Source organism: Mesorhizobium sp. B1-1-5 (assembly GCF_006443065.1).
Taxonomy (GTDB): domain Bacteria; phylum Pseudomonadota; class Alphaproteobacteria; order Rhizobiales; family Rhizobiaceae; genus Mesorhizobium.
Genome location: NZ_VFWS01000244.1, coordinates 1 through 2,107, shown reverse-complemented (window position 1 = coordinate 2,107; position 2,107 = coordinate 1). Strand labels below are relative to the sequence as shown.

Here is a 2,107-nt window from a genome sequence, read left to right as displayed (position 1 = left end):
CAGCGCGTCCTGACCGACGAAGCGAGCGCCATGATAGGCGAGTACTGTTCGCGCCTGTGTGTCCTCGAGGGATTCTATGGGCATGCCGAGCAGGCGAACATCCGGGTCCGCCGCTATGGAGGTCGCAACCAGGCCTAAGCCAGCGCGCCAACGGAGTTTTCATGTCGATCATCGCCCGCAACAAGAACAGCAAGCCCCGCCTGACCGTGAAGGATCTGGCGCGCGATCTCGGCATGTCTGTTTCGACCGTATCCAGGGCCTTTCACGCCGATGCCGTGATCGCCAAGGATACGCGGGACCTGGTGCTGAACCGTGCGAGGGAGATCGGCTATTCGCCGAACCCTTTCGCGCGCAGCCTCATCACCAAGAAGACGCGTATCGTGGGTATCGTCGTCGCGGACATCAAGAACCCGTTCTATCCGGAAGTGCTGACGCGGCTGACCACCGCCCTTCGTGCCATCGACATGAACGTGATGCTCGTCGCCGCCGACCAGTCGGGAGACGTCGACCAGGCGCTACGCCTGCTGCTCAACTACCAGCCAGATCTTGCCATCATCCTGGCGGCCTCCCTGTCTTCGGCGGCCGCGCAGGAATGCCGTAGGGCCGGCACTCCGGTGATCTTTTTCAACCGACTCTCGGCCGACGACCACGCGTTCGGCATTTCCTGCGACAATATACTCGGCGGCCGCAGCATCGCCGACTATCTCGTCGATACCGGCCACCAGCGCCTGGCCTACATCGCCGCCTTGCCCGATGCCTCCACCAATGTCGCACGCCACAGGGGCTTCAGCGAACGCGCCGTCGAGCGTGGCCTCGCCGCGCCGATAGTTATCGAGGCAGGCCAGTTCAGCTATCACGCCGGCTACGAAGCGGCGCGCAAGCTGCGTGACCTGAAAGAGGTTCCCGACGGTGTCTTCTGCGCCAACGACATTCTCGCCATTGGCTTTCTCGACGGCGTGCGGCGAGAGCTGGCGCTCGGCGTGCCGGACGACATTTCGATCGTCGGCTTCGACGATATCGAGATGGCCCACTGGCCTTCGCACGGGCTGACGACCGTCCGGCAGCCCATTGACCAGATGCTCGAGGCCACGGTCAGCCTGGCGAAGGAATTGAGCACGAATTCCGGCCGGGAGCCGATCGTTCAACTAATCCCGCCCGGCGCGGTGATCGAGCGCGCGACGACGCGAAAAAGGCACCATGGCTGATATCCCGGGAAAGCGCTTCTTCGAGCGGGCGGTAAGCGTCCACCGCTATGACTGCGAGGTCGTCGCGGCGCCCCATGTCTCCGTCACCGGAAGCGAGGAACCCGTCGCCACCGTGAACGATGCCGCGTTGGCCGACGAAGCCATCGTCCGCTACGTCGTGGCAACCCGCCCCGTCTACGAAGGCCTGCGCCGGCTGATCGGCCAACTCGCTGGCCTGCTGGTCCTGGCTCAGGCCGGCGGACGCCGCGACGTGCTCGATCTGCCTGACATTCCGGTGGCCCGCGAACGGTGGACGGAGGTGGAGCAGCGGCTGGGCGCCTTGCACGCGCCGCATGGGCTCGAAAGCCATTGCGCGCGTCTGGGGGCCGCTCATGCAACGCTGGGCGAGGTCCTGGACGATTTCGGTTCGGCCCGACTGCGGCGCGACTGGCAGCAGGAGCTCGACCGGGCCGGGGAGAGGATCAAACGCGCCTACGCCGGGCTGCAGGCGGCGTCGGAACCGCGGGCCGGTATGACGCCGGTCGATTTCAATCACGCCTGCTGCAGCTGTGCGCAGCGTTGGCGACAACAGGGAGGAAGCAATGGGCCAATATTCGATCTGGGTGCTTGAGTACAGCTATGTCAGCAACTACCACAAGAGCGGGGTGCTCTACGGCGCCCACAACCAGGGCTACGTGAAACTTCCCTACTGCTACGCGCTGATCAAGGGCAACGGTCGCGTTGCCATGGTCGATGTCGGCTACAACAACAAGGACTACGGCAAGCATCTCGCCGACAAATTTGGCGTCGAGAACTGGCACTCGCCCGACGCCGTTCTTGGCGAAATCGGCCTCTCGCCCAAGAACGTCGACACAGTTTTCGTCACGCACGCGCATTTCGACCATTTCGGCAATGTCGAGGAC

The 2,107-nt window shown here is 64.0% G+C and carries 3 protein-coding genes and 1 pseudogene; all 4 read left to right on the top strand.

The genetic code is table 11. The features are described 5' to 3' along the window. Positions 1–138, top strand: a pseudogene (locus tag FJ980_RS35565) (histidinol dehydrogenase); the annotation flags it as partial. Between the two features lie 23 nt (positions 139–161). Then, a complete protein-coding gene (locus FJ980_RS29975) occupies positions 162–1,205 on the top strand; it encodes a LacI family DNA-binding transcriptional regulator (protein WP_140547229.1) in 1,044 nt (347 codons plus the stop codon). After that, positions 1,198–1,815 carry a hypothetical protein gene (locus FJ980_RS29970; RefSeq protein WP_140547228.1) on the top strand — a complete coding sequence of 206 codons (618 nt, stop codon included), beginning with the start codon at positions 1,198–1,200 and terminating at the stop codon, positions 1,813–1,815. The genes FJ980_RS29975 and FJ980_RS29970 overlap by 8 nt, the downstream gene beginning before the upstream one ends. Beyond that, positions 1,787–2,107: MBL fold metallo-hydrolase (locus tag FJ980_RS29965; RefSeq protein ID WP_140547227.1), on the top strand; the 321-nt coding region annotated here is incomplete at its 3' end. The genes FJ980_RS29970 and FJ980_RS29965, both read left to right, overlap by 29 nt.